This window comes from Limnohabitans sp. Rim8 (assembly GCF_943326455.1).
In the GTDB taxonomy this organism is placed as follows: domain Bacteria; phylum Pseudomonadota; class Gammaproteobacteria; order Burkholderiales; family Burkholderiaceae_C; genus Limnohabitans_A.
In genome coordinates this window covers 39,441-57,612 of record NZ_CALPTI020000001.1, presented here as the reverse complement: position 1 = coordinate 57,612, position 18,172 = coordinate 39,441, and the positions used below count along the sequence as shown (strand labels likewise).

The 18,172-nt window shown below is 61.0% G+C and carries 19 protein-coding genes and 1 riboswitch; of the genes, 9 read left to right on the top strand and 10 right to left on the bottom strand.

Going from position 1 to position 18,172, the window contains the following annotated elements; all coding sequences use genetic code 11:
* Nucleotides 1-82: 82 nt before the first annotated feature.
* Nucleotides 83-1,099, top strand: coding sequence for an asparaginase (locus Q1M54_RS00285; protein WP_300552305.1), 1,017 nt, complete (start codon nt 83-85; stop codon nt 1,097-1,099).
* A 41-nt stretch (nt 1,100-1,140) separates the two neighbouring features.
* Here the strand turns inward: Q1M54_RS00285 and Q1M54_RS00280 are convergent, their stop codons facing one another.
* Nucleotides 1,141-1,824 (bottom strand): YggS family pyridoxal phosphate-dependent enzyme, encoded by a 684-nt coding sequence (locus Q1M54_RS00280; protein ID WP_300552302.1) that lies wholly within the window; start codon nt 1,822-1,824, stop codon nt 1,141-1,143.
* A 121-nt stretch (nt 1,825-1,945) separates the two neighbouring features.
* On the opposite strand from Q1M54_RS00280, the gene Q1M54_RS00275 reads away from it, so the two are divergent.
* The gene (locus Q1M54_RS00275; RefSeq protein ID WP_300552299.1) at nt 1,946-2,851 is read left to right on the top strand and encodes an NAD(P)-dependent oxidoreductase; all 906 of its coding nucleotides are present in this window, start codon (nt 1,946-1,948) and stop codon (nt 2,849-2,851) included.
* Between the two features lie 83 nt (nt 2,852-2,934).
* Here Q1M54_RS00275 and Q1M54_RS00270 read toward each other — a convergent pair whose 3' ends face one another.
* From Q1M54_RS00270 to Q1M54_RS00260, 3 genes are all read right to left on the bottom strand, one after another.
* Complete coding sequence (locus Q1M54_RS00270; RefSeq protein WP_300552297.1) at nt 2,935-3,561, bottom strand: BON domain-containing protein; 627 nt, start codon at nt 3,559-3,561, stop codon at nt 2,935-2,937.
* A complete protein-coding gene (locus Q1M54_RS00265; RefSeq protein ID WP_300552295.1) occupies nt 3,562-4,146 on the bottom strand; it encodes an SIS domain-containing protein in 585 nt (194 codons plus the stop codon).
* A gap of 95 nt (nt 4,147-4,241) precedes the next feature.
* Nucleotides 4,242-4,628, bottom strand: a complete 387-nt coding sequence (locus Q1M54_RS00260) for a YraN family protein (protein ID WP_300552293.1) — start codon at nt 4,626-4,628, stop codon at nt 4,242-4,244.
* Nucleotides 4,629-4,642: 14 nt separating this feature from the next.
* On the opposite strand from Q1M54_RS00260, the gene rsmI reads away from it, so the two are divergent.
* Nucleotides 4,643-5,551 (top strand): 16S rRNA (cytidine(1402)-2'-O)-methyltransferase, encoded by a 909-nt coding sequence (gene rsmI, locus Q1M54_RS00255; RefSeq protein WP_300552798.1) that lies wholly within the window; start codon nt 4,643-4,645, stop codon nt 5,549-5,551.
* 19 nt (nt 5,552-5,570) lie between these two features.
* Here the strand turns inward: rsmI and Q1M54_RS00250 are convergent, their stop codons facing one another.
* A complete protein-coding gene (locus tag Q1M54_RS00250; RefSeq protein ID WP_300552291.1) occupies nt 5,571-6,230 on the bottom strand; it encodes an aldolase in 660 nt (219 codons plus the stop codon).
* The gene (locus tag Q1M54_RS00245) at nt 6,227-6,994 is read right to left on the bottom strand and encodes a tyrosine-protein phosphatase (protein ID WP_300552289.1); all 768 of its coding nucleotides are present in this window, start codon (nt 6,992-6,994) and stop codon (nt 6,227-6,229) included. Before Q1M54_RS00245 ends, Q1M54_RS00250 begins: the two co-directional genes overlap by 4 nt.
* Before the next feature lie 220 nt (nt 6,995-7,214).
* Between Q1M54_RS00245 and Q1M54_RS00240 the strand changes: the two genes are divergently transcribed.
* The 6 genes from Q1M54_RS00240 to cynS all read left to right on the top strand — a co-directional run bounded on the left by Q1M54_RS00240 (nt 7,215) and on the right by cynS (nt 12,866).
* The gene (locus tag Q1M54_RS00240; protein ID WP_300552795.1) at nt 7,215-8,411 is read left to right on the top strand and encodes a PAS domain-containing sensor histidine kinase; all 1,197 of its coding nucleotides are present in this window, start codon (nt 7,215-7,217) and stop codon (nt 8,409-8,411) included.
* Nucleotides 8,408-9,076, top strand: coding sequence for a response regulator transcription factor (locus Q1M54_RS00235; protein ID WP_300552286.1), 669 nt, complete (start codon nt 8,408-8,410; stop codon nt 9,074-9,076). Before Q1M54_RS00240 ends, Q1M54_RS00235 begins: the two co-directional genes overlap by 4 nt.
* Before the next feature lie 161 nt (nt 9,077-9,237).
* Nucleotides 9,238-10,644, top strand: a complete 1,407-nt coding sequence (locus tag Q1M54_RS00230; RefSeq protein ID WP_300552284.1) for a CmpA/NrtA family ABC transporter substrate-binding protein — start codon at nt 9,238-9,240, stop codon at nt 10,642-10,644.
* A gap of 6 nt (nt 10,645-10,650) precedes the next feature.
* Nucleotides 10,651-11,517 carry a nitrate ABC transporter permease gene (gene ntrB / locus Q1M54_RS00225; RefSeq protein WP_300552280.1) on the top strand — a complete coding sequence of 289 codons (867 nt, stop codon included), beginning with the start codon at nt 10,651-10,653 and terminating at the stop codon, nt 11,515-11,517.
* A 70-nt stretch (nt 11,518-11,587) separates the two neighbouring features.
* The gene (locus tag Q1M54_RS00220; RefSeq protein WP_300552278.1) at nt 11,588-12,382 is read left to right on the top strand and encodes an ABC transporter ATP-binding protein; all 795 of its coding nucleotides are present in this window, start codon (nt 11,588-11,590) and stop codon (nt 12,380-12,382) included.
* A 40-nt stretch (nt 12,383-12,422) separates the two neighbouring features.
* Nucleotides 12,423-12,866: a cyanase gene (gene cynS / locus Q1M54_RS00215; protein WP_300552275.1), complete on the top strand. Its 444-nt coding sequence runs from the start codon at nt 12,423-12,425 to the stop codon at nt 12,864-12,866.
* A gap of 71 nt (nt 12,867-12,937) precedes the next feature.
* Here the strand turns inward: cynS and Q1M54_RS00210 are convergent, their stop codons facing one another.
* The 4 genes from Q1M54_RS00210 to Q1M54_RS00195 form a co-directional block, all read right to left on the bottom strand.
* On the bottom strand, nt 12,938-14,242 hold the full coding sequence (locus Q1M54_RS00210) for an FAD-dependent oxidoreductase (RefSeq protein WP_300552273.1): 1,305 nt from the start codon (nt 14,240-14,242) through the stop codon (nt 12,938-12,940).
* The gene (locus Q1M54_RS00205) at nt 14,239-15,381 is read right to left on the bottom strand and encodes an acyl-CoA dehydrogenase family protein (protein WP_300552270.1); all 1,143 of its coding nucleotides are present in this window, start codon (nt 15,379-15,381) and stop codon (nt 14,239-14,241) included. Before Q1M54_RS00205 ends, Q1M54_RS00210 begins: the two co-directional genes overlap by 4 nt.
* Nucleotides 15,382-15,484: 103 nt before the next feature.
* Entirely contained in the window at nt 15,485-16,045 is a 561-nt protein-coding gene (locus tag Q1M54_RS00200) for an OsmC family protein (protein ID WP_300552267.1), read from the bottom strand.
* Between the two features lie 248 nt (nt 16,046-16,293).
* Nucleotides 16,294-17,958: a sigma 54-interacting transcriptional regulator gene (locus tag Q1M54_RS00195; protein WP_300552264.1), complete on the bottom strand. Its 1,665-nt coding sequence runs from the start codon at nt 17,956-17,958 to the stop codon at nt 16,294-16,296.
* A 100-nt stretch (nt 17,959-18,058) separates the two neighbouring features.
* Nucleotides 18,059-18,159: riboswitch (S-adenosyl-L-homocysteine riboswitch) on the top strand.
* Nucleotides 18,160-18,172: the final 13 nt, after the last annotated feature.

Here is an 18,172-nt window from a genome sequence, read left to right as displayed (position 1 = left end):
CATTGTGCGGGGCTGCCCGTGCGACAGCGGGTCAAGTCCGCGACAAATTAAACTGGATTTTTCTCGTCACAAAACCCAAGCCATGAACTTTGAACCTTTGATCGAGCTGACCCGAAACGGCATCCAAGAATGCGTCCACATGGGCGCATTGGCAGTGACCGATACCGAAGGCCGCGTGCTGGCCCAAGTGGGCAATCCGCATTGGCTGTGCTTTACACGCTCTACCCTCAAGGCCATGCAAGCCTTGCCGCTGATCCAGTCGGGCGGGGTCGCGCATTTTGGCTTGACACCGCCAGAGCTGGCCATGATGTGCGCCAGCCACAACGGCGAAGACATGCATGTCGAGCAAGTCACATCTATCCTGCGCAAAAGCGGCAGCAGCACGCGCCAGATGCGCTGCGGCTGCCATGTGCCCTACCGCTTCACTTTTCTTGACCGCCCCATGCCCGAAGGATTTGCCTACGACGAGCGGCACCACAACTGCAGCGGTAAACACAGCGGCTTTTTGGCGTATTGCGTGCAGCACGGTCTGTCCACCGACCATTACACCGAGGTGGATCACCCGCTGCAACAGCAAATTCGTCAAGCGGTGGCGCACTTGGCGGGGTTGACCGAAGAACAACTGGCACTGGGCATTGATGGTTGCTCAGCCCCCAACTACGCCATGCCCTTGTCGCGACTGGCTCGCAGTTATGCACGCTTGGCCAAGCCTGAGTCGGACGGTCTTTATGGTGAGAGCTTGAAACAATTGGGTGAGGCCATGACCGCCCACCCAGAGCTTGTCTCGGGCACGGACCGCAACGACGCCGACTTCATGCGGGCTGGCCAAGGCGATTGGGTGACCAAAGTGGGCGCAGATGGCGTGCAGGTGGTGGGCAGTCGCTCACGTGGACAAGCATTGGCCATCAAAATCATGGACGGCAACAAGGCCGCTTTGTTTGCCGCCACCGTCGAAGCGATGGACCAATTGGGTTGGTTGGACGATGCGCAGCGCCAAGCACTGGCACCCTGGCGCGCCCAGGTGCTGCTCAATGTGGCGGGTGTTCCTGTGGGGGAGCGGCGCAGCGTGTTCAAGCTGCAAATGGACGCGCAAGCTTGAAGGGTCAGAGCCGCTCGTTCTGAAGCGCTGAGACAGGTACCTCAGCGTTTGCCAAAAATCGCCGTGCCCACCCGCACCATGGTGCTGCCTTCGGCAATGGCGGCCGCCATATCGGCGCTCATGCCCATCGACAAGGTGTCCAGCGGCAGGCCGTGCGCGCGCAATTGTTCAAACAGGTCTTTGGCCTGGCGGTGCACGGCGCGCATCTGCGCATCGGTCTCGGCAGGCTCGGGAATGGTCATCAGGCCGCGCAACTGCAACCGTGGCAAAGCGGCCACAGCCTGCGCCAGCGCGGCCAAGTCTGGCGGGTTCACCCCAGATTTGGTCTCGCCACCATCCACATTCACCTGAATGCACACCTGCAAAGGGGGCAATTGGGCCGGGCGCTGGTCTGACAGGCGCTGGGCAATTTTGAGGCGGTCGATGCTGTGTACCCAGTCAAAGTACTCGGCCACCAGACGGGTTTTGTTGCTTTGGATGGGGCCAATGCAGTGCCATTGCAAAGGCAAATCTTTCAAGGCGCCGATTTTGTCCACCGCTTCTTGGATGTAGTTTTCGCCAAAGGCGGTCTGTCCGGCAGCATGGGCTTGGCGGACCGCCTCGGGCCCCCATGTTTTGGACACGGCCAGCAGTTGCACGCTGTCTGGCGCGCGACCGGCGGATTGGCATGCGGCAGCCATTTGTGCCCGCACCCGTGCGATGTTGTCGGCGATCGAAGTGTTCATGGCGTCGAGCGTACCAAACCCGCCCGTGTCGCCCAGCGGTCAGCCTAAAGCACCCGCTGCGCGCCAGAACACCGACAGGCTGCTAAATTAGTCTTTTTATTCACTCTACAAAGAGACGACCATGAGCCAAATCGCCGCCAAAACATACGAAACCGCACCTGCCCGAAAAGTGGCCTTTTTGGGCTTGGGCGTCATGGGTTACCCCATGGCGGGCCATTTGGCCCGTGCGGGCCACCACGTCACCGTGTACAACCGCAGCGCCGCCAAAGCCGCAGCTTGGGCTGCCGAATGCCCTGGCAACGCCACAGCGCCAACCCCGCGCGAGGCCGTGGCCGGTGTGGACATCGTCTTCGCTTGCGTGGGCAATGACGCCGATTTGCGCAGCGTGGTGCTGGGCCCTGATGGTGCGTTTGCTGGCATGAAACCCGGCGCGATTTTTGTGGACCATACAACGGCATCGGCCGAAGTGGCCCGCGAGCTGTACGCCGAAGCCCAAAAACGAGGCCTGCATTTTGTGGACGCCCCTGTTTCAGGCGGTCAAGCGGGCGCGCAAAACGGCATGCTCACCGTGATGTGTGGTGGTGACGCGGCGGCTTTTGACAGCGTCAAGCCAGCGGCCATGGCGTTCTCGCGTGCTTTCACCCTGTTGGGTGCATCGGGCGCTGGTCAGTTGGCCAAGATGGTCAACCAGATTTGCATCGCGGGTTTGGTGCAGGGCCTGTCTGAAGCGATCGCTTTCGGTCAACAAGCCGGTTTGGACATGCACCAAGTGCTGGACGTGATTGGCAAAGGTGCTGCGCAAAGCTGGCAGCTGGACAACCGCGGCAAGACCATGGCCGACGATAAGTTCGAGTTTGGTTTTGCCGTGGATTGGATGCGCAAGGACCTGGGCTTGGTGTTGGACGAGGCCAAGCGCAACGGTGCTCGCCTGCCCGTGACCGCGTTGGTGGACCAGTTTTACGCCGATGTGCAAAAAATGGGCGGTGGCCGTTGGGACACATCCAGTCTGATCCGCCGTTTGCGCTGATCGCTGAGGGCACCCCACACGTCGTGGGGTCTGAAAACAAAAAAACGACCCAAGGGTCGTTTTTTTGATGGGGATTAAGCGCTTCAGCGCGAGGTGGTCGGTTGGCTCAAGCGCTTGAGTTCTTCTTCCGAGATTTCGTCAAATACCCGAACCACCTTCACCACCCCACCCATGCCCCGCACGATGTCGGTGGCCCGTTTGGCTTCACGGCTGGTCACGCGGCCCATCAGGTACACGATGCCGCGCTCGGTGACCACCTTCACCGCATTGGCTTGCAAGTCTTTGGCGTCAATGAAGGCGGCCTTGACTCGGCTGGTGAGCACGGTGTCTTTCGATCGCTGCGTCAGCGAACTGGCGGGCATCTGTGCCAAATCGTTCACCACCGATTGAACGTTTTCTTGACTTTGGGCAATTTTTTCGATGCGCTCTTTTTCTGCCGCAGTGGTGACTTCGCCGCTCAGCAGCACTTTGCGGTTGAAGCTGGTCACGTTCAAATGGATGCGGTCACCCAATTCTTGGCGCACAGCGGAGGCAATTTTGATTTCAATCGCTTGGTCTTCCACTTGTGCACCCGAGGTCCTGCGGTCGGTGACCATGATGCCGGTGGCGACTGCGCCGCCCAAAAGCAAAGGTGCACAACCCGACAGACCCGTCACGGCCACGGCCAAAACGGCACCCGAAAACACCAGAGATTGAAGATTGCGTTTCATTTAAAGAGACTCCTGTTCGCCCAATAATTGGGTATCAATACCATCACACAGACAGTGCAGTACCAAGTGCTGCACTTCGGAAATTCGTGCTGCCCGTTCATGGGGCACACACACGTGAACATCGGTTTCACGCAGTTGACGAGCCAACGCGCCGCCTTGGTGACCGGTCAAGCCCAGTACACTCATTTCCCGCTCATGTGCCGCTTGCGCGGCCTGAATCAGCGCAGGTTCGTTGCCATCCATGCTGATCAGCACCAACACGTCGCCCGTATGGCCAAGCGCCAAAACCTGTTTGGCCATGGCCTGACCCTCGCTCCAGCGGGTGGCCATGAGTGCGTCAGAGGACAAGCACACAGCAGCCAGACCCGGCCGGTCTCGCTCAAAACCACCGACCAAGAGGTTCACCAAGTACTGGGCCAAGGCGGTGGATGGGCCCAAGCCCCCCACCAACACTTTGCCACCGCCGGTGACGGAAGCCAAAACCGCTTGCACAGCCGCATCCACCGGCTTGGCCAAAGTTTCGGCCACCTGGTAGTGCAAATCTGCGCTGTCAATGAAATGTTGTTGGATTCGAAGGTCAAGCATGCGCTGGCGATGATAACCCCGACCTCCATGCTGTTTCACCCGGCTAATGTCAAATCCCATCCCAACAAGGTGTGTTGGTTGTTTTCAGTGGTGCTTCAGCTGGCGTCAAAGGCCGCCTGTAACCACTGTGGCCCACGGGCCTCGATGGCCACCACATCAAAGCGGGCGGGGGGCAAACTGCGCCAGCGCAACAGGTAGTGTTGGGCTGCAAAAATGATGCGCCTCTGCTTGGCGTAGCCGATACTGGCCGCCGCGCCGCCGTGGTCCGTTCGGCTTCGTTGGCGCACCTCGACGAACACCACCGTGCCGTCGCTCTCTTGCATGATCAGGTCGATTTCGCCGCCGCCGCGGCCGGGCGTCCGATAATTGCGCTGCAGCAAGCGCAAACCACGCGCCTGCAAATAGGCCAGCGCCTCGTCTTCGCCCGCATCACCGCGGGCCTTGGTGGTCTGGCCCAGCCCGTCTTTTTTGAGGAATTGCATTGACTCCGTCTCCCTTGTCTGCCTCGTTCGCCAAAGCCTTGGAGGCGGCGCACGACGCTGCCGGATCGCAAAACCACCCGACCAGCACACTGTATGTCGTGGCCACCCCGATTGGCAACTTGGCGGACATCAGCCTGCGTGCGCTTCATGTGTTGGCCAAGGTTGACGCGGTGGCTTGCGAAGACACCCGCCACACCCAGCAAATGTTGCGGGCCTATGGCTTGGACCGCCCGGGCTCACAGCTCTTGGCGGTGCACCAGCACAACGAAACCGAAGCTGCGCAAAACGTCCTGCTTCGCCTGGCCCAAGGGGAGCGTGTGGCCTATGTGAGCGACGCGGGCACCCCCGCCATCAGCGATCCTGGTGCCCGTTTGGTTTCGGTGGTACGAGAAGCGGGTTACCGGGTGTTGCCCTTGCCTGGCGCCAGCAGTGTCACCACCGCACTCAGCGCTTCGGGCATGACGGGGGATGACGGCTTTGTTTTCAGAGGTTTTTTGGCCAGCAAATCGGCTGAGCGGCAGCTCGCGGTGCAAGCTTTGGCGCAAGAAAGCCGCGCCGTGGTGCTGCTGGAGGCGCCGCATCGGATTGAAGCCTTGGCCCAAGCCTTGTCGGTGCTGGGGGAGCGCCGCATCACCGTGGGTCGCGAATTGACCAAGCAGTTTGAACAAATTGACACCTTGGCTGCGCAAGACTTGCCCGCTTGGTTGGCTGAAAAACCCGACCGCCAGCGCGGTGAGTTTGTGTTGGTGCTGCACGATGCACCAGTGGTGGCTTCAAAGGGCGAGGGCCATCGGGTTTTGCAAGTGTTGCTGGCCGAGCTGCCCCTGAAAACAGCCGTCAAACTGGCAGCAGAGATCACAGGCGAGCCCAAAAACCAGCTTTACGACCTGGCCTTGAGTCTGAAAAAAACGGAAGCTTCCTGACCCCGCTTGGCAGGTTATTTCACCATCGCGCCCCAAAGGTGTCACGCAAATTTTGCAGTTCTTGCCCAGTCAGTGCGGTAGTTTGAGGTTGCAGCACCATCAAACGGGCCGTTTCTTCCAGTTCTTCCAAGGTGGCCATGGCCGCACCCGGCGAGTCATGCCACACGTTGGGGCCCAGACGCGGCAGCATCACGGCTCGGATGGGTGTGCCGCGCGCGGCGTATTGGGCGATGAAATCGGCCACTTCTTGCGCCGCAGCGGGGCTGCCGGGGTGGTGATAGGCCGCGATCGGCACATGCCCGACTTTCATCACGAAATAAGGGGTGATGGGTGGCAGCAACTCTGGCCCGGTGGCAGTCAAGCTGAGCGCCACGCAATGGGTGCTGTGGGTGTGAATCACGCAACGTGTGGTGGGTAACTGCACTGTGGCAGCGCCATAAATTTGGCGGTGCATGGCGATTGTTTTGCTGGCCTTGTCACCGCTGATTTGCTGGCCTTGCAAGTCCAATTTGGCCAAACGGGCGGGGTCCAGCCAGCCCAAACAGGCGTCGGTGGGGGTGATGAGAAATCCATCCTCCAGGCGCACGCTGATGTTGCCAGCCGTGGCGTGCACGTAGCCCCGCGCAAACAGACTTTGCCCGACACGGCAGATGTCTTCACGGGCTTGCGACTCGTTCATGGTTTGGCTCCAGCGTCTTCATCTTCCAACAACAGCTGCTGTAAGGCGGTGGTTTCATGGGGGGTCAGGCCAATGGCCCCGTGCAGGTAGTTGCGCATGCCGCCGTGCTGGGCATCTACCGCATCAAAAGCCGCCTGCAAAAACTCGGGTTGTACCCGCCACAACACTTTCATCACATGTGGATGGCCTTGACCTTCCAAGCGGGTATCTCGCTTGTAAAGCTGGTTGGTGAGCAAGTAATCGTGTTCGATGGTGGCGCGGTCCACACCCAGGGCTGACAGCAGCAGTGCCGCGGCAAAACCCGTGCGGTCTTTGCCGGCGGTGCAGTGAAACACCTGCGGGTTGGGCTGTTCCAGCAGGTGCTTCAAAAAGCGGCCGAAAGTATCCGCATTGCGGTTCACGAAATCCCGGTAGGTCTCTCGCATCAGGTCCACAGTTTCTTCGGTGGTGGGCACCACGCCTTGCGCCACCAGCGCTTGCATGCGTGCGATCACTGTGGGCTCGATGGGCAATGCCAAACGCTGCACGCCAGGAATCGCGTAAGGGGTGAGGGTGAATTCGGCCATGCCGCGAAAGTCCAAGCTGTGCCTGACACCCAGTGCTTGCAGTTGGCGGTGGTCTTCAGGCGTGAGCCCTGCCAAATGGTCTGATCGAAAAACCTGACCCCGCCGCACGCGTCGACCCTCGGTGTTGCGGTAACCACCAAGATCACGGAAATTTGAGGCGCCTTGCAGCAAAGCAGTGGGTACCGGGTTCATGGTCATCCAATCAACGATCAATTCGCGTAAATCAAAGCGCTATTGTCGTGTGCCCGCAAAGGGGCATCCGTTGCCCGATGCGACAAGCCTTTGGACACCATGGGCAAGCCAGGTCAGCGCTGTAACCAGAAAAAAAATCAAACAGGTGGCACACGGATTGCTTGTGATGCTCATGCAGCCCGAATCAACGCTTCACTTGAACCCTAGGCCCATCACGCCGGGGCTGATGGCTGTCACCGACGCTTGGCGCAACCCTTTGGGCTTGATGCTGGCCTCTACGGGCGAGGGAGTTTTCGGGGTGGATCTGGACGGTCTGTGCGTCTTCATCAATCCGGCCGGAGCCCGCATGATCGGTCTTGAGTCTGAGCAGGTGCTGGGCCAGAACATGCATGTTCTGACCCACCACTCGCATGGGGACGGGGCACACTACCCGATGGACGATTGCCCGATTTACAACGCTTTTCGAAAAGGCCAGCCTTGCCGCATCGACAGCGAGGTGTTTTGGCGCGCAGACGGCAGCAGTTTCCCGGTGGAGTACTCAAGCTACCCGGTGTTTGACCAAGGCCAGGTGCGCGGTGCGGTGGTCACCTTTGTGGACATCACTGAGCGAAAACGGGCAGAAGACGCATTGCACCAAGCTAAAAGCGAGTTGGAGCAGCGTGTGGCCGAACGCACCCAAGCGCTCGAAACCGCCCTGCAGCAACTGCGCGAGTTGGCGGCCTGGTCTGACGCCGTGCGTGAAGAAGAGCGCACCCGCATTGCCCGCGAGGTGCACGACGAATTAGGCAGTTTGCTGGTGGCGCTCAAGATGGATGTGGGCTGGTTGGACAAGCGCTTGTCAGAACAAGAACAGCGCGCCGCCGTTCAGGCGCAAACCATGCAAGAGACCATGCACGGAAAAATGCGCGAGAAGTGCCAGAACATGAGCCGCTTGATCGAGAACGCGGTGGTCAATGTGGGCCGCATCATCACCGACCTGCGCCCCAGCATTCTGGACCACCAAGGGCTGTGGGGTGCTTTGGAATGGCAAGCGCAAGAGTTTGTGCAGTCCGCCGAACAAGAACTCAAATGGTGCATGGAAGTGGATGAGCAACGTGTGTTGCCCGAGCCCATGGCCATGGCGGTGTTCCGCATTTTTCAGGAAATGCTGAGCAACGTGGGCCGACATGCCCGAGCCCGCACGGTCGATGTCGATATGGTGGAGCGCGAGGGCTGGCTGCACCTGTCGGTCGAGGATGACGGTTGCGGCGCCGAGGCGCATGCCTTCGAATCGGCGCAGGCTTACGGCATCATGGGCATGCGAGAGAGGGCGCGGCATTTTGGCGGCGTGATCGACATCGACAGCCAACCCGGCCGAGGCACCCGCATGCGCTTGTCCATGCCCTTACCCATGGCCTTGTCCCTTGACCAGGAAGCGCCATGACTGGACCTGTTCGTGTGCTGCTGGGCGATGACCACAAGATCGTCCGCGAAGGCCTAAAGATGGTGCTGGCTGACGACCCAGGTCTGCAGGTGGTGGCCGAGGCCGACACTGGCCCTGCAGTGCTGGCGGCCGTGCAAGCCCTGCAAGGTACGCAAGGCCTCGACGTGGTCTTGCTCGACATTGCCATGCCCGGCATGGACGGCCTGGACGTGTTGCAAAACCTGCGACGTGACTGGCCCAGTCTGCCCGTGCTGATGCTCAGCACCTATCCTGAAAAGCAATATGCGGTGCGCTGCATTCAACTGGGTGCCTCGGGTTATTTGAATAAAAGCACCGACACCGACGCCTTGACGGCCGCGCTGCGGCGCGTGGCTGCGGGGGGCATGCATGTTTCACCCGCTACGGCCGAAGTGTTGGCCAGCCTCATCAGCCCGGGCCGCACCAAAAGTGGGATCGAACTGCTCTCGCACCGCGAGCACCAGGTCTATATTTTGTTGACGCAAGGCCACACCGTGAGCGAAATTGGTGCACAACTGAGTCTGGCGCCGAACACGGTGAGCACTTACCGTGCACGCATTCTGGAAAAGACCGGCACCAAGAACGATGTGGAGCTGGCGCTTTACGCGCAAAGTCTGGTTGGCGGACAAGCCGGCGGAGTTCGTTGAAGGCCTGAACAGGCCACGGGTATGAGCCTTGTAGGGCCAGCCCTACAAGGCGTCGATAAGCGACCCGCTAAATCAAGCCGAGCAGCACCGATGGCCTACATCCGCTGTTTTCTGGCCCGCTGCTTGCATAGACCTCGGCATCTTCAACTAACGAGGTTGCCATGTCTGAATTTTTTGATCCGTACAACGCCGACCGCCCCCTGATGCTCAAGTGCAGCTGCGGTCGAGATCATGCGCCTGCCGACCACCACGCAGCGGTGGCTGCCGATGCCGCTGCCGCCCAGTTGCGTGCGCGCTCGGAAACGGCCGAGTTCGAGGCCTACAGTCAGGAATTCATCGAGGCCACCTTGGTCAAGGCCCTGTTTCCGCAGGATCAGGAGCGCCGCATGTTCTTGCGCGCGGTGGGCAAAAAGACCGCCATGGCCGCCATTGCCAGTGTGCTGCCCATGGCCAGCCTGCAAGCCATGGCACAGGAAAAAGGCCCGCTGGAAAAAACCAATTTGAAGATTGGCTTCATCCCGATCACCTGTGCCACCCCGCTGATCATGGCGCATCCCTTGGGCTTTTACAGCAAGCAAGGCCTGAATGTTGAAGTCACCAAGACCGCAGGTTGGGCCCTGGTGCGTGACAAGATGATCAACAAGGAATACGACGCTTCGCATTTCCTCTCGCCCATGCCCCTGGCCATCAGCATGGGGCTGGGCGCCAACGCCACGCCCATGAACGTGGCCACCATCCAGAACATCAACGGGCAGGCCATCACCATGAGCCTGCGCCACAAGGACAACCGCGATCCCAAGAACTGGAAGGGCTTCAAGTTCGGCGTGCCCTTTGACTACTCGATGCACAACTTCCTGTTGCGCTACTACCTGGCTGAAAGCGGCCTGAACCCCGACACCGATGTGCAGATCCGCGTGATCCCGCCCGCCGAGATGGTGGCCAATTTGCGTGCCGGCAACATCGACGGTTTCCTCGGCCCCGATCCGTTCAACCAGCGTGCGGTGTTCGACGAAGTCGGCTTCATCCATGTGCTGACCAAGGACTTGTGGAACGGTCACCCTTGCTGCGCTTTTGGCACCAGCACCGAGTTCATCCAGAAGAACCCCAACACCTTTGCTGCGCTTTATCGCGCCGTGCTCACCGCTGCGGCCATGGCGCGGCAGCCGGGCAACCGGGAGTTGATCGCCAAGGTGATCTCGCCTGCGCAGTACCTGAACCAGCCTGAAGCCGTGCTCAGCCAGGTGCTGACCGGCAAATTTGCCGACGGCCTGGGCAAGGTCGTGAACGTGCCCGACCGCGCCGACTTTGATCCCATGCCTTGGCAAAGCATGGCCGTGTGGATGCTCACGCAGATGAAGCGTTGGGGCTACATCAAGGGTCAAGTGGACTATAAGCAGATCGCCGAAAAGGTGTTCCTGATCACCGATGCACGCAAGCACATGAAAGAGCTGGGTCAGAGTTTTGCGGCGACCACGCCCTACCCCAAGCACAAGATCATGGGCAAAGAGTTTGACTCGGCCAAACCCGAGGAATACCTCAAGACCTTTGCGATTCACAAGATGGGTTGAAGCACCATGAAAACCACGCACCTCAATTTGCGGGCCGCCATGGTCTCGCTGCTCATGTTCCTGGTGTTTCTGGGGGCGTGGCAGCTGTCGGCCACCGCACCCACGGTGGCTGGTGCCGCCAAGGCAGGCATGACGGCCGAAGAAATCGAGTACCAGAAGATGATGGGCAAAGATCCGGGCGCCGTCAAAAGCACCGGCTTTCCGCCACCCCTGGAGGTGGGCAAAGCCATCGTGGGGCACCTGGCCGATCCGTTTTATGACAACGGCCCCAACGACAAGGGCATTGGCATTCAGCTGGCGCACTCGCTGGGCCGCGTGGCGCTGGGCTTTTTCCTGGCCGTGCTGGTGGCGCTGCCCGTGGGTTTCATGATCGGCATGTCGCCCCTCATGCGCAAGGCGTTCGATCCTTTTGTGCAGGTGCTCAAGCCCATCAGCCCGCTGGCCTGGATGCCGTTGGCGCTGTACACGCTGAAAGACTCGGATGTGAGCGGCATCTTCGTCATCTTCATCTGCTCGGTCTGGCCCATGTTGATCAACACCGCTTTTGGCGTGGCTTCCGTCAAGCGTGAATGGCTCAATGTCGCCAGTACGCTGGAAGTCACTCCGTTACGCAAAGCCTTTAGGGTCATCTTGCCTGCCGCAGCGCCCACCATCGTCACCGGCATGCGCATCAGCATGGGCATTGCCTGGCTGGTGATTGTGGCCGCCGAGATGCTGGTGGGTGGCACAGGCGTGGGTTATTTCGTATGGAACGAGTGGAACAACCTCTCGCTGGTGAACGTGATCTTTGCCGTCTTGGTGATCGGCCTGGTGGGCATGCTGTTGGATCTGGCATTTGCGCAATTGCAAAAGGCGGTGACCTATGTGGAGTGACACCTCGGAACGCTCGCTGAAGGCACTTTTGCCGACCCACTTCACCGTATCCCCAACCAAGGCCAAAGCCATGAATGCTTTCCTGCAAATCGAAAAACTGGGCAAGGCCTACCAAAGCGACAAGCCGGTGTTTTCGGACGTGTCTTTCACCATCGACAAGGGCGAGTTCGTTTGCATCATTGGCCATTCGGGCTGCGGCAAGACCACCATCCTGAACGTGTTGGCCGGTCTGGACACTGCGTCTGCAGGCCATGCCTTCATGGACGGTCGCGAGATCGCAGGCCCGAGCCTCGAGCGCGGTGTGGTGTTCCAAAGCCATGCGCTCATGCCCTGGCTCACGGTGCGGCAAAACATCGCGTTTGCTGTTCGGTCCAAGTGGCCCGAATGGAAAACCTCGCAGGTCAACGCGCATGTGGAAAAGCACGTCGGCATGGTCGGCCTGCTGCACGCCATCGACAAAAAACCCAGTCAGCTCTCGGGTGGCATGAAGCAGCGCGTGGGCATTGCCCGGGCCTTTGCCATCCAGCCCAAGATGCTGCTGCTCGACGAGCCTTTTGGGGCGCTTGATGCGCTCACGCGCGGCACTATCCAGGACGAGCTGATGGGCATTGTGCGCCAGACGCAGCAGACTGTTTTCATGATCACGCACGACGTGGATGAGGCCATTTTGCTGTCCGACCGCATCCTGCTCATGAGCAACGGCAACGACTCAGTCGGCGGCTATGTGCCCGGCGGTCTGGCCGAAGTGGTGGTCAACCCACTGCCGCGCGAACGCACCCGTGCCCAGCTGCACCACTTGCCTGGCTATTACGACATGCGCAACCACATCGTCGACTTTTTGGTGTCCCGCGCCAAAGCCCACTGATGCCATTTCTTTTTTTATCAACCCCCTCAAGAGGTCTTTCATGAACCGTTTAGAAGTCACCGAAAAAATCATCACCACCAAAGTCGCCAAAGGCATCAAGTGGAGCGATGTCGCCGAGAAAGTCGGCTTGTCCAAGGAATGGGTCACCGCAGGTTGCCTGGGCCAAATGACGTTTGACGCCAAGCAAGCCAAAATCATCGGCAAGATCTTTGGTCTGACGGCCGACGAGATCAAATGGCTGCAGGTCGTGCCCTACAAAGGCTCCTTGCCCAGCCAGGTGCCCACCGACCCGCTGATCTACCGCTGGTACGAAATCGTCAGCGTCTACGGCACCACCATCAAGGAGCTGATCCACGAAGAATTTGGCGACGGCATCATGAGTGCCATCGACTTCAGCATGGACATCGTGCGCCAACCCGACCCCAAGGGTGACCGGGTGAATGTGGTGTTGTCGGGCAAGTTCCTGCCATACAAACAGTACTGAGCTGCTGTGCCCTGCGGGGCATTCCAAAGCCGTGGTGAACACTGTCACCACGGCTTTTTGTTGTGGGCCGATCAGTGCAATGACAAAGGCAACGAAGTGGTCTTGACCCGGACCACCGCATCACGCACAGCGTAAGGCTGGGCGCAGGGCTGCACGGTGCTGTCGCGCATGTCCGCCTGGCACTGAGCAGCGCAAACCAGGGCTGCGGTCAGCGTCTGGGCCTGGCGCAAGATGGGTTCAATGAAACGGCTGGACTGGCCATTCACACTGATGCAGTCACCCAGGGCGTAAATCTGCGGCACGCTGGTTTGCAGGGTTTGTGCATCCACGGCAATGCCGTTTTGCCAAACCAAGCCCGCGCTGCGCGCCAGGCGAGTGGGCGTGACCAAGCCGGTGGCGGCGACCACCTGATCGGCCATCACGGTTTGCCCATCGCTGGTGGTCAGCCGGTACTGGTCGCCCTGCCGCTGCAGGTCTTGCAGTTGCACCGCGCCCATGAAGTGGATGGGCAAACCAGACCACGCGGCCAGCAAGGGTTCTCCCGCCTGGTCGGCTGGCCAGCGCGCCAGAGGCCGCGCCTGGGTGTCGATGAGCGTCACCCGGTGTCCGCCCAGGGCCAGGTCGTTGGCCAGTTCGCTGCCAATCAATCCGGCCCCCACGATGGCCACATGCCGGGGCGTGGTGCCCAGCGCAGCCTGAAAGCGCTGGTAGGCCTGCAGGTGGTTGATGCGCCAGCACAGGTCGGCGCGCAAGGGCGCAGGCAAAGCGGCTTCGGCGCCGTGGGCCAGCACCAGATGGGCGTAGCGCAGGGGCCCTTGGGTGGTGCGCAGTGTGCGGCTTTCGGGGCAGATGTGCAGCGCTTGGGTGTGCGCCAGCAGCCGCACTTGCCAGCGCGCTGCGGCTTCGCTGCTGGTTTCTTTGACCAATGCCTGGGGTTGGATCTGGCGGGCCATGGCGACCGACAACAGGGGTTTGTCGTACACATCACCAGCGCAAGCGGTGACCAGCGTGATGGGTGTGTCGGGCAATTGGCTGCGCAGGTTTTGCACCAGTTGCCAGCCCGCTTTGCCCGCCCCCACCACCACGATGCCGGGCGCCGAGCGTGGGCTAGCCAAATGCGTGCCCGCCATGCTGGCCGAACTGTTTTGAAGGGCGCTCAGGTTTGGCGCAACATACAGCTCGAAGTCCGACTTGGTCACGCCGCACAAGGGGCATGCCCAGTCTTCGGGGATGTCGGCAAAGCGCGTACCCGCCAACAGGCCGCTGTCGGGGTCGCCATCTTGCTCGTTGTAGATGTAGCCGCAGGCGTGGCAAATGTAGAGCTGCCAGGCGCCATCGGCTGGCGCGAGGCTGGCGCGAGGGGTGGCGACACTCATGCGGGCATCTCCTGGGCACTCAGGCGGGCCATTTCTTTGCGCAGGTGCTTGATGGCGGGCGTGACGATCGCAACAAACTGCGCTTCGCGCACGCGGCGCTGTACCTCCGACTGCATCAGGTAGCCGCGCGCGCCTTGGTGCAGCAAGGCCGAGTTGGCGGCCCGCAGGGACAGCTCGGCACAGTGGCTGCGGGCGTCCAGCACGCTGATGAAGTAGTCGGTCGAGGCGTCGAACGGGGTTTCGGCCAGCTTCATGATGCGGGCCAGCAGCGCGTCGAATTCGGCTTGCAGATCGGCGGGCCGGTCTTCGAGGTACTGGTTGACATGGCCGAGCTGGCCTTCCACGGCCCACATGCTGGCGATGGCACCCTGGATGATGCCGGCCGCCATGCCACATTGCAGCAGCACAAAGCCGCCGCGAATGCGCGCGATGAAGGGCTTGGCCGGGTCGGCCACCAGGTCGTCGGTGCCGACAAACAGGTCTTTGCAATGCACGCTGAAGGTGCCTGTGCCCTCCATTCCCGAAAATTCCGGGCAGGCTTTGAGCGTCACGCCTGGCGCATCGCAGCGCAGCATGAACATGATCTCGCGGCTGGCGCTTTCGTCTGCCGTGCTGACTGCGGCAATCGCGCCAAAGTAGTGGTCTGCCGCCAGGTTGCTGACCCAGGGCAAAGTGCCGTTGATGCGGTAACCGCCCTCTACCGGCGTGGCCTTGAGCAGCAAGGCTTCGATTTTCGCGAAGCTTTTCATCGGGTTGGACAGGCCGGTGCCGCCCAGCGACTCGCCGCGCACATGGCGCGCCAGGCGTTCGCCTGCCAGTGCCGGATTGCCCGAAGCCTGCATATACAGCCCGGCCACGGATTGGCACCACATCATGAAGCCGGTGGCCCCACACACCTTGGACGCCTCGGCCATGGCCACAATGGCCAAACCAAAGTCGCCGGGCGTGCCGTCGGCTTGGGGCAAATGCGCACCCATCGCGCCCGCTGCCGCCAGCTGTTTCAGAACAGCTTCTGGGTAAGCACCGCGATCGATGGCGTGTGCCTGCTGTGCCAGCGGGCCTTGGGCAATGGCGCGCACGGCCTCAATGAGCGGCTTGGGTCGGGCAGCAAGTTCGGGGGGCAGGTCGGCGGGGTTCATGAAAGCTCCAGAAAGAAGGTGAGCCCTGCTGCACAGGCCGCAGGGTCAAAGACAAGGATCAATGGGCGGGTGCGTCAGAGCCAGACCTGCCGTTGTGGACGCCTCAGACCATCGAGATCTCAAAGGGGATCGGGTTGCGCATGCTGTTGGCCACGGGCGAGTAGAAGTTGGCGTGTTGCACGATCTCGTCCAGCACTTCGCGCGGGGCATCACCTTCCACCAACACCTTCACGCGGATGGCCTGAAAGCCCATTTGAGGGGGCGTCATCTCCAAAGCACCGCCTGCACCCCACGCGGCGGGGTTGCCAATGTCGCCCTCCAGAAAGACTTCGAGCTTGCTGAGCTTGACGCGTTTCCAGGTGGCCACGGCAGTCACGCCCACGGCGATGCAGCCGCCCAGACCCGACAGCACGATCTCGCCGGGTGCTGGTGCGGTGTCTTCGCCAAACAGGTGCAGCGGCTCGTCGACCACCACGGTGTGTTGGTCGCCCACTGAAGACAAGGAGCGGTACTGCCCTTCCATGACGGTGTGGACCTTGTTGGTGCCGCGCCGCGCCGGGTTGGCTTTGCCGCCAGCGGCAAATGTGGCCAGGCCCTGGGCGTCGATGGGCCGCAAATAGGCTTTGATGGTGGTGGGGTTGTCGAGGGTGGCAGCGTCGGTCATGGCAAGTCCTTGGGCATTGAGGGTTGTAAAACAGGGCATGCAGCGATGCCTGTGACCATGACTTTGCAAAGGCCGTGCCAGGGCCGTGTGTCAGCGGACTGGTGCAGATTTGAAGCACGCAAGTGCTTCATTTACAAGGGATTTTGGCTTTCAAGAGGCTTGTAGCTTTGTGTAGTGGTGGCATGACCGGGCTGCCATGGGTCGAGGGCTTGAACATTGTGTTGACAATGTGTCAACACAATGTCCGATCAGCGCAAACCGGCTTTGCGCAGCCGGTAGGCAAACTGGCGCAAAGTCAGCCCCAGGCTTTGGGCGGCGCGGGATTGGTTGCCCTGATGCTGGTCCAGGGCTTGCTGCAACACCTGCACCGTGTGCGAGTGCGCGCTTTCGTAAGGCCGCACGCCCAACGCCGCTGAGCCAGGTCGCTCGAGTGCCGGAGGCTGACCCGTGGTGGGCCCTGGAACGTCTGCCATGGCAACTGCGGACTTTGGCGCAGCGGACGTGAGGGCTGGCGTGGCCGAAGCTTGAGGCAAAAAGGGCTTCAACTGCCCGGGGGTGAGCAAAGTTTGATCGGCCAGCAACACCACGCGTTCGATGCAATTACCCAGCTCGCGGATGTTGCCGGGCCAGGGCTGCTGCGTCAGGGTGTCCAGTGCCTCAGGGCTGAGGTACACGTTTTTCTGGTGCGTCTGGTTGGCCCGGTTGACAAAGTGCAGAGCCAGTTCGCGGATGTCGCCAAGGCGCTCGGCCAGTGACGGCAGCCGGATCGGGATCACGTTCAGGCGGTAATACAGGTCTTGCCGAAAGAGGCCGGCCTGCACCTGGGCGGCCAAGTCGCGGTTGGTGGCGGCCACCAGGCGCACATTCACCTTGACCTCGCGCTGGCTGCCCAGCCGAACCACCGCGCCCTCTTGCAAGGTGCGCAGCAGTTTCGACTGCAGGGACAAAGGCAGCTCGCCGATTTCATCCAGAAAGATGGTGCCGCCATGCGCCTGCTCGAACCAGCCGGGCCGCGCTTGGTGCGCCCCGGTGAAAGCGCCACGTTCGTGGCCAAACAGCTCCGACTCGAACAGCGTGTCCGGAATCGCCGAGCAGTTCACCTTGATGAAGGGCTGGGTCGAGCGCGGGCTGGCCAGGTGCACCGCTCTGGCAAACAACTCTTTGCCCGTGCCGGATTCGCCCAGCAAGAGAACGGTGGCTTGTGACTGCGACACCCGTTCCAGCTCGGACAAGGCCTGCAACAAAGCGGGTGAGCTGCCGATCAGCCCATAGCGTGCGGCGTGCGTGCTCAGCGCTTGCGACAAGGCCGCATTGCGGGCCCGCAGGTGGCGAGTTTGCTCGTTGACCAGTTGCTCCATGTGCAGCACTTGCCCGGCCAAGGTGGCCAGCACCTTCAACACAGCCAGGTCGTCGTTCAAATGGCGCTGGCGGCTGCGAATGCGGTGGCAGCCCAGCACACCCACCGTGGTATTGCCCAGGGTGATGGGCAAGGCCAGGTAGGCCACCGTCTCGGCAGGAAACTGCTCTGCGGCCACTGAGCGGAACAAAAACAAGGGCTCGTGGGCAATGTCCTGAACAATCGCGGGCAAACCGCTTTGCAGCGCCCGCCCCGTGATGCCTTCGCCCTCGGCATACACCCCCCGGCGCATCTCCATACCGGTCAAGCCATAGGCATGGCGGATCGAAGCGGTGGCCGGCCCCAGGGCGGCGCCCACAGCCGGTGTGTCGCGCAGCACAATGCGCCCCCGGTTCAGACCCAGCAACTCGCTCATCAAATGCAGCATCTCGCGCAACACCTCGTCTGAGGCCAGGCTGCGACCTACCCATTTCATGACCTCGCGCATGAGCAAGAGTTCTTGCTCGCGCCAATGGGCCTCGGAAGGTGTGGGGTCTGGAATGGGGGTGGTGCGCATGCTTTTGGGGTAAGCAAACTTTGGACCATGCTGAGGGCGGCCTAGCCATTTGATGACCTGATGGTTGGGGGTGAGACCTCACCCGGTTAAAATCTAACCAACCCCCAAGGAGCGTTGCAGCCCGCCGCCGTCAAGGCGCAGCAGGTCAGGCTTGGGGCCGTTCAATGTCTGAATGATCTTGCACAACGACGCTCACCTGATGATCCAAGGTGAG

Excerpts from the sequence above, each read along its gene's own strand:
- Q1M54_RS00285 (WP_300552305.1), top strand. The coding sequence starts at position 83 with ATGAACTTTGAACCTTTGATCGAGCTGACCCGAAACGGCATCCAAGAA.
- Q1M54_RS00280 (WP_300552302.1), bottom strand. The coding sequence starts at position 1,824 with ATGAACACTTCGATCGCCGACAACATCGCACGGGTGCGGGCACAAATG.
- Q1M54_RS00275 (WP_300552299.1), top strand. The coding sequence starts at position 1,946 with ATGAGCCAAATCGCCGCCAAAACATACGAAACCGCACCTGCCCGAAAA.
- Q1M54_RS00270 (WP_300552297.1), bottom strand. The coding sequence starts at position 3,561 with ATGAAACGCAATCTTCAATCTCTGGTGTTTTCGGGTGCCGTTTTGGCC.
- Q1M54_RS00265 (WP_300552295.1), bottom strand. The coding sequence starts at position 4,146 with ATGCTTGACCTTCGAATCCAACAACATTTCATTGACAGCGCAGATTTG.
- Q1M54_RS00260 (WP_300552293.1), bottom strand. The coding sequence starts at position 4,628 with ATGCAATTCCTCAAAAAAGACGGGCTGGGCCAGACCACCAAGGCCCGC.
- Q1M54_RS00250 (WP_300552291.1), bottom strand. The coding sequence starts at position 6,230 with ATGAACGAGTCGCAAGCCCGTGAAGACATCTGCCGTGTCGGGCAAAGT.
- Q1M54_RS00245 (WP_300552289.1), bottom strand. The coding sequence starts at position 6,994 with ATGACCATGAACCCGGTACCCACTGCTTTGCTGCAAGGCGCCTCAAAT.
- Q1M54_RS00240 (WP_300552795.1), top strand. The coding sequence starts at position 7,215 with ATGGCTGTCACCGACGCTTGGCGCAACCCTTTGGGCTTGATGCTGGCC.
- Q1M54_RS00235 (WP_300552286.1), top strand. The coding sequence starts at position 8,408 with ATGACTGGACCTGTTCGTGTGCTGCTGGGCGATGACCACAAGATCGTC.
- Q1M54_RS00230 (WP_300552284.1), top strand. The coding sequence starts at position 9,238 with ATGTCTGAATTTTTTGATCCGTACAACGCCGACCGCCCCCTGATGCTC.
- ntrB (WP_300552280.1), top strand. The coding sequence starts at position 10,651 with ATGAAAACCACGCACCTCAATTTGCGGGCCGCCATGGTCTCGCTGCTC.
- Q1M54_RS00220 (WP_300552278.1), top strand. The coding sequence starts at position 11,588 with ATGAATGCTTTCCTGCAAATCGAAAAACTGGGCAAGGCCTACCAAAGC.
- cynS (WP_300552275.1), top strand. The coding sequence starts at position 12,423 with ATGAACCGTTTAGAAGTCACCGAAAAAATCATCACCACCAAAGTCGCC.
- Q1M54_RS00210 (WP_300552273.1), bottom strand. The coding sequence starts at position 14,242 with ATGAGTGTCGCCACCCCTCGCGCCAGCCTCGCGCCAGCCGATGGCGCC.
- Q1M54_RS00205 (WP_300552270.1), bottom strand. The coding sequence starts at position 15,381 with ATGAACCCCGCCGACCTGCCCCCCGAACTTGCTGCCCGACCCAAGCCG.
- Q1M54_RS00200 (WP_300552267.1), bottom strand. The coding sequence starts at position 16,045 with ATGACCGACGCTGCCACCCTCGACAACCCCACCACCATCAAAGCCTAT.
- Q1M54_RS00195 (WP_300552264.1), bottom strand. The coding sequence starts at position 17,958 with ATGCGCACCACCCCCATTCCAGACCCCACACCTTCCGAGGCCCATTGG.